Raw genomic sequence first — 5280 nt, 5'->3', positions numbered from 1 at the left:
GTAACGTCGTTGCCAAGTGGACCGGCTCCCGGCACGATTGGAAAGGCGCGATGACGCAGTTTGCACTGCTTTACCCGGAGCGATTCAATATCGGAATCTGAGTCTCAACCCGCCTCACACACGAAATTCCGGATACCTCCTGGATTCCAGCGAGCCCGCGTTGCTTGCGGCCTTCGACCGCAACCGCGACCGGATTCTGGGGCTCGCCAGAGAGCTTTACAAGCGCAGTCCCCAAAACAGGTACACGATATCGTAAGTGGGGCCCCGTTTGCGTACGCGCCCCACTGCGCCTTGTTTCCGACTGCTTGATTATCACGAACGCAGCAAGCACCGTCTCGACTGCTACGCGCCTGGCCCTGCGGGGCTTGACTGGGCAACCCAGCCGGATCCTTTCCGCGTGTTTCACGGCGCGCCGCGCGTGGGTCTGCCGTTGGCCGCGGACACGCTGGCCACGCGCTACAACGCGTTGCGCCGCGGCACCCTGCCGCCCGCGCACCGATTCGATCTATCCAGTCTGGCCATCCTGTTCGAACTCTCACTCGGCTTGTCGGGGTGGAAATCCTATGGCGACCAGCGGTGGGCACTGCGCTGCAACCCGTCGAGCGGAAATCTGCATCCGACCGAGGGCTATCTTCTGTGCCCGGCTCTACCCGGCTTGTCCGCAGGCGTCTACCACTACCTGAGCCGGGATCATGCGCTTGAACATCGCGCCGCGGTGGACGAGCCGCGATGGACCGACGCGTTTTCGGAAAGGGGTGTCCTGGTCGGCATCAGCTCGATCCATTGGCGCGAAGCGTGGAAATATGGCATGCGGGCCTGGCGCTATTGCCAGCAGGATTGCGGCCATGTGATCGCTGCGATGAGTTACGCAGCAGCCGCGCTCGGCTGGCAGACGCGGTTGATGGAGGCGGCTGCGGATGGTGTCGTGGCCGGCTTGCTTGGCGTGGACCGCCGCGACGATTTCATGGAAGCCGAAACGGAGGCGCCGGATTTTTTGCTCTGGATTGGCCACCCTGAGACGCGGCCCGATCTCGACAGCATGCGGATCGCCCTGGATAGGGCGCAATGGCGCGGACGCGCCAATCGGCTGAGTTCGGGACATGTGACGTGGCCGGACATCGATTCGATTCATCGCGCCACACACAAGACCCGGACTCGCGAACCCCCGTCGCCGCATCCGGAGCAGGGTTCAGCGCCGGCGACGCCGGCCCTCGATCTCAGCTTCGCCCGGATCGCCAGACAGCGTCGCAGCGCGGTGAATTTCGATGGCACGACGCGCATCAGCGACGCGGCTTTTTTCAGCATGCTGGCGTGCCTGCTGGCACAGCCCGACACGCCGCCGTGGAATGCGCTGATGTCTGCTGCCGCAGTGCATGCGGCGCTATTGGTGCACCGCGTCGACGGCCTGGAGCCGGGCCTCTATATGCTCGTGAGAACGCCGGAAGCGCTGCCGGATCTCAAGCGATCGCTGCGTCCGGAATGGTTGTGGCAAAAAATAGGGCCAGACTCTCTGCCGCTCTATCTTCTATTGCCTTACGATTTGCGCGCGGCGGCCAAGCTGATCTGCTGCCACCAGGACATCGGCGCTGATTCATGCTTTGCGCTTGGGATGATCGCGAAATTCGAAATCGCGCTGAAGCAGCCATGGCGTTATCGCCATCTGTTCTGGGAGTGCGGGATGCTTGGCCAGGCGCTCTATCTCGAAGCAGAAGCCGCCGGCGTGCGCGCGACGGGGATCGGCTGCTTTTTCGATGATGAAATGCACGCATTGCTCGGCGTGAAGGATCATGCCTGGCAATCCCTGTACCACTTCACCGTCGGCGGCGCGGTGGACGATCCGCGCCTGTCTTCATTTCCGCCGTACGAGATTCAGCCTTGACGCGAAAGTTCGATTTCACCCGGAGTGCTACGATGATCGAGTACACGCGGAATGTCATTCGGGTCCTGAGCCGATGACGTTGAGCCGATGACGCTTCGCGTCGTTGGGCCGTCTTCGGTAGAGGCTGCGGCCACTGGAGGAGTGACGTATGTCGGGTCAGCCATCCACGATTGAAAATCATCTGCTGGCCGCATTACCGGCAGAAGATCTGGCGCATATTTCGCAGCAGCTTGCGTTGGTTGACATGCCGTTGGGAAAGGTGCTGTACGAGTCGGGTGGTTCTCTCAGTCACGTTTATTTTCCGACGACGTCCATCGTCTCGCTGTTGTACGTGATGGAAGACGGTTCGTCAGCCGAAATTGCCATCGTCGGCAACGACGGGTTGATCGGCATCGCGCTTTTCATGGGGGGCGAAACCACTCCGAGCCGCGCGATCGTCCAAAGCGCGGGATACGCGTACCGACTCGACGCACGCATCCTGAAAGACGAGTTCCGTCGAGGCGGTTCGATGCAGCGGCTATTGCTCCGCTACACGCAGGCGCTGATCACGCAGATGGCGCAGACGGCCGTATGCAATCGGCATCACTCGATCGATCAGCAACTCTGTCGATGGCTGCTGCTCAGCCTCGATCGCCTGCCGTCGAGTGAACTGAAAATGACGCAGGAGCTGATCGCCAACATGCTCGGTGTGCGCCGGTCGGGCGTGACGGAAGCCGCGCTGAAACTTCAGGATGCCGGATTGATCCGGTACAACTATGGGCACATCGAGGTATTGGATCGCGCCGGGCTTGAAAGCCGCGTCTGCGAATGCTACAGCGTGGTCCGGCGAGAATTCGACCGCTTGCTCCCTGATTTGAAACGACTTTAGAACCGGCGCCGAGGCCAGACGCGTCTCCATGCGATCCGGTCCGTACGGCAGCGTACGGACTGCCGAACCCCGCAGGCGCAAGGTGACACATGACGCACGGACTGCAGATCGGCCGCGGATTTCAGCGCGAGCCAATCGTTGACGAAACTCGGGTTGGGGAGGGTTCATGTTGATGCACGATCATCCGAAACGGGAAAAAAAAGCGAAGGACGGGCAGCAAGAACAGGCGGACGCACGCGCGGCCGACGATGGAATGCCCGTTGTTCACCCGGAGTGGCAGAGAGGCCATGCCCGTTCGTGGAAAGCCGTCACATCCAAACAGCGTATTTCCGATGCACGGAAACGTCTGGGGATGGGTTTTCTGCCGAATCTGTAATGTAAGCGTAGCAAAACTCCTCGATCTCAAACAGAACGTGGAGCCGTCTCAGCAAGACGGGACTCGAAGCCGGCCAAGCGCCGGCTTTTATTTTGATGCGGCCAAATAGTCGATACCGTACAGACGAAGGCGTGCCGTCCGGTTCAGGATGAACTCAGTTCCGAGGAGGCCGCCATGTGCATCCCACTTTCCCCCGAGGTTGTAGAGGCGCTCAAATCGCTTGATCGAATTCCAGATTCCCGAGCCGATATACCACGCCCCATCGCCAACGAACTATTGACTCACGGGCTTGCATACGAGTCACGCATCGGCGGCTCGCTCAATATGACGGCCGCGGGTCGGCAGTGGCTGAATCGGTGCGCCGAGTAGTTCATACGCGTGACGTGTCGAGACCGTGCACGGAAGGATATTCCTGGATCTTGTCCAAGGAGGACACCATGAGGATGCTCCACACCCCCGATCGATCGGGGGATGATAGCAAGGAGGTCCGGCTTGCCGAACGCGACGTCGTCGACGATTCCGGTCATATGGTGACAACCGCGGATGCCCTGAAGGGCAGCAAGATCATCACGTCGGATGGTGAGGATATTGGCACGGTCTTCGACATCGTACTCGATCTGCACCACCGAACAATTGCCTACGCGGTTGTCTCCAGCGGAGCGATTGGCGAGATGCTTTGCGCCATTCCGTGGAATGCAGTGAAATACGATACCTGCGACAAATGCCTCCATCTGGATGTCACCGCCGCTCATGTCAAAGGCACCTCAGGCTTCGACGACGAGCATTGGCCGGTGATGACTCAATCCCAGTGGGGATTGTCGCTCCATCAGTACTACAACCGGACGCCGTACTGGGTAGCTGAACGAGAGGATGTCGGGTAGTGGACGAAACGCTGCACGCCTACTTCACCTGACGGTCGGAATGGGAATAGCGCCACTTGCCCGCATTGGAATTGATGCCGGCATAGTCGCGGGTGCGCTTTTCGGCCCGTTCGGTATCGGCTCGGGCCAGATCGCCCTGCTCCTTTTCTCGGGTCGCCTGATCGCGTCGATCAAGTAATGTGGTTGGATAATATTTCATAGATCCTCCGAAATGTGAGATCTGCGGCTTCGGGGTGCGCGGCCAGATGCATGGGTGTCAAGCACAGGATGGGCGAGTGCGAAGGGGAAGTCGGTACGTTGCCGTGCAGTGGCGGCAACATCCAGCGGCGATGCGCAAACGCGTGACATTCGTACGGAAACGTACCGATTTCCAGAGTCTGGGTGCGCATCATTTGAATGGCGTCGAATGAATTAAATCTGACTTTATGTGGAGGCGACCATGTCTCAATCAATGAGTGGTTTTATAGTTGGCCTGGCTGTCATTTTTATAATTGGCACCGCCCTGTTTCGCCGACACCAGGCTGAACACCCTGGAGAGGGCGTGACTCACTGGATGGATTCGCATCACTTGGGCTGGATGCATCGCAAACATTAGATGTTAGCCATAAAAGAGCGCGCCTCATTATGGGTGGATTGACCAACAATTATGATCTCGTGCTCATCGACAATCTCGTACACGTGGGTGCATTGCTCTGGCGGGTGAATTGCGACTCGCCTCAGTGTTCCTGAAATTGCGCCTTCCGACAGGTCGTGCATCACGCGCACCCGAGTCGGGCAACCATGTTTTCGACGATGCGGCAGAACGCGTCGGGTTGCTCGAGCATCATCATGTGGCCGACTTCCTTCTGCGCGACATAATCGCGCGCAGCCGAGCGCGCCCAGTCCGGCAAGTCCCAGCCGGATGCGGAGCGTTCCCCCGCGAGCAGGAACAGCGGCATGCCGCGCTCGACGACCGAGCGGATCCGCGGCAGATAGCGGTCGTCGCCCGTCTCGGCGACGACCGCGCGCGCCATGGCCCGAATCGTCTCGCGCGGCCGGTTCGCGAGCGCACGGCGCGCCCATTCGACGCGTTGCGGGGTGATGGCGAGGCTGTGTCGCAATAACGGAAATGGGATGAGCGAACTCACGCAATGAGCAGGACTGCTTACATTGCAAGAGAATGGAATTGATCGGTCGCAGTCTCAGCGATGCCATCGTCACGCATCTGCCCCTTTCGGATCACGTGCATGATTTCGATACCGGACAGGATGATGCACGCGCACCGGAAATCCTTGAA

General features: G+C 59.8%; 7 protein-coding genes and 1 pseudogene. 5 read left to right on the top strand and 3 right to left on the bottom strand.

Translation table 11 applies throughout. The features are described from left to right. The first annotated feature begins 160 nt into the window (after positions 1–160). From HZI36_RS27125 to HZI36_RS26475, 5 genes are all read left to right on the top strand, one after another. A complete protein-coding gene (locus tag HZI36_RS27125) occupies positions 161–256 on the top strand; it encodes a DUF1488 family protein (RefSeq protein ID WP_246327239.1) in 96 nt (31 codons plus the stop codon). 162 nt (positions 257–418) lie between these two features. Further along, positions 419–1879 carry a nitroreductase family protein gene (locus HZI36_RS26490; RefSeq protein WP_343050565.1) on the top strand — a complete coding sequence of 487 codons (1461 nt, stop codon included), beginning with the start codon at positions 419–421 and terminating at the stop codon, positions 1877–1879. A 148-nt stretch (positions 1880–2027) separates the two neighbouring features. Further along, positions 2028–2747 carry a Crp/Fnr family transcriptional regulator gene (locus tag HZI36_RS26485; protein WP_179405635.1) on the top strand — a complete coding sequence of 240 codons (720 nt, stop codon included), beginning with the start codon at positions 2028–2030 and terminating at the stop codon, positions 2745–2747. 166 nt (positions 2748–2913) lie between these two features. Beyond that, complete coding sequence (locus HZI36_RS26480) at positions 2914–3123, top strand: hypothetical protein (protein WP_246327238.1); 210 nt, start codon at positions 2914–2916, stop codon at positions 3121–3123. Between the two features lie 437 nt (positions 3124–3560). Then, positions 3561–4004, top strand: a complete 444-nt coding sequence (locus tag HZI36_RS26475; RefSeq protein WP_179405634.1) for a PRC-barrel domain-containing protein — start codon at positions 3561–3563, stop codon at positions 4002–4004. 19 nt (positions 4005–4023) lie between these two features. On the opposite strand, the gene HZI36_RS26470 is transcribed toward HZI36_RS26475, so the two are convergent. The 3 genes and pseudogenes from HZI36_RS26470 to HZI36_RS26460 form a co-directional block, all read right to left on the bottom strand. Continuing rightward, entirely contained in the window at positions 4024–4203 is a 180-nt protein-coding gene (locus tag HZI36_RS26470) for a hypothetical protein (protein WP_179405633.1), read from the bottom strand. Positions 4204–4759: 556 nt separating this feature from the next. Then, entirely contained in the window at positions 4760–5017 is a 258-nt protein-coding gene (locus tag HZI36_RS26465) for a hypothetical protein (protein WP_179405632.1), read from the bottom strand. Between the two features lie 131 nt (positions 5018–5148). After that, positions 5149–5280 (bottom strand): annotated as a pseudogene (locus tag HZI36_RS26460) (IS6 family transposase); the annotation flags it as partial.

This window comes from Burkholderia guangdongensis (assembly GCF_013403875.1).
In the GTDB taxonomy this organism is placed as follows: Bacteria; Pseudomonadota; Gammaproteobacteria; order Burkholderiales; family Burkholderiaceae; genus Burkholderia; species Burkholderia guangdongensis.
Note: the sequence above shows the minus strand (reverse complement) of the source record. Positions and strands in the feature narration are given on the sequence as shown.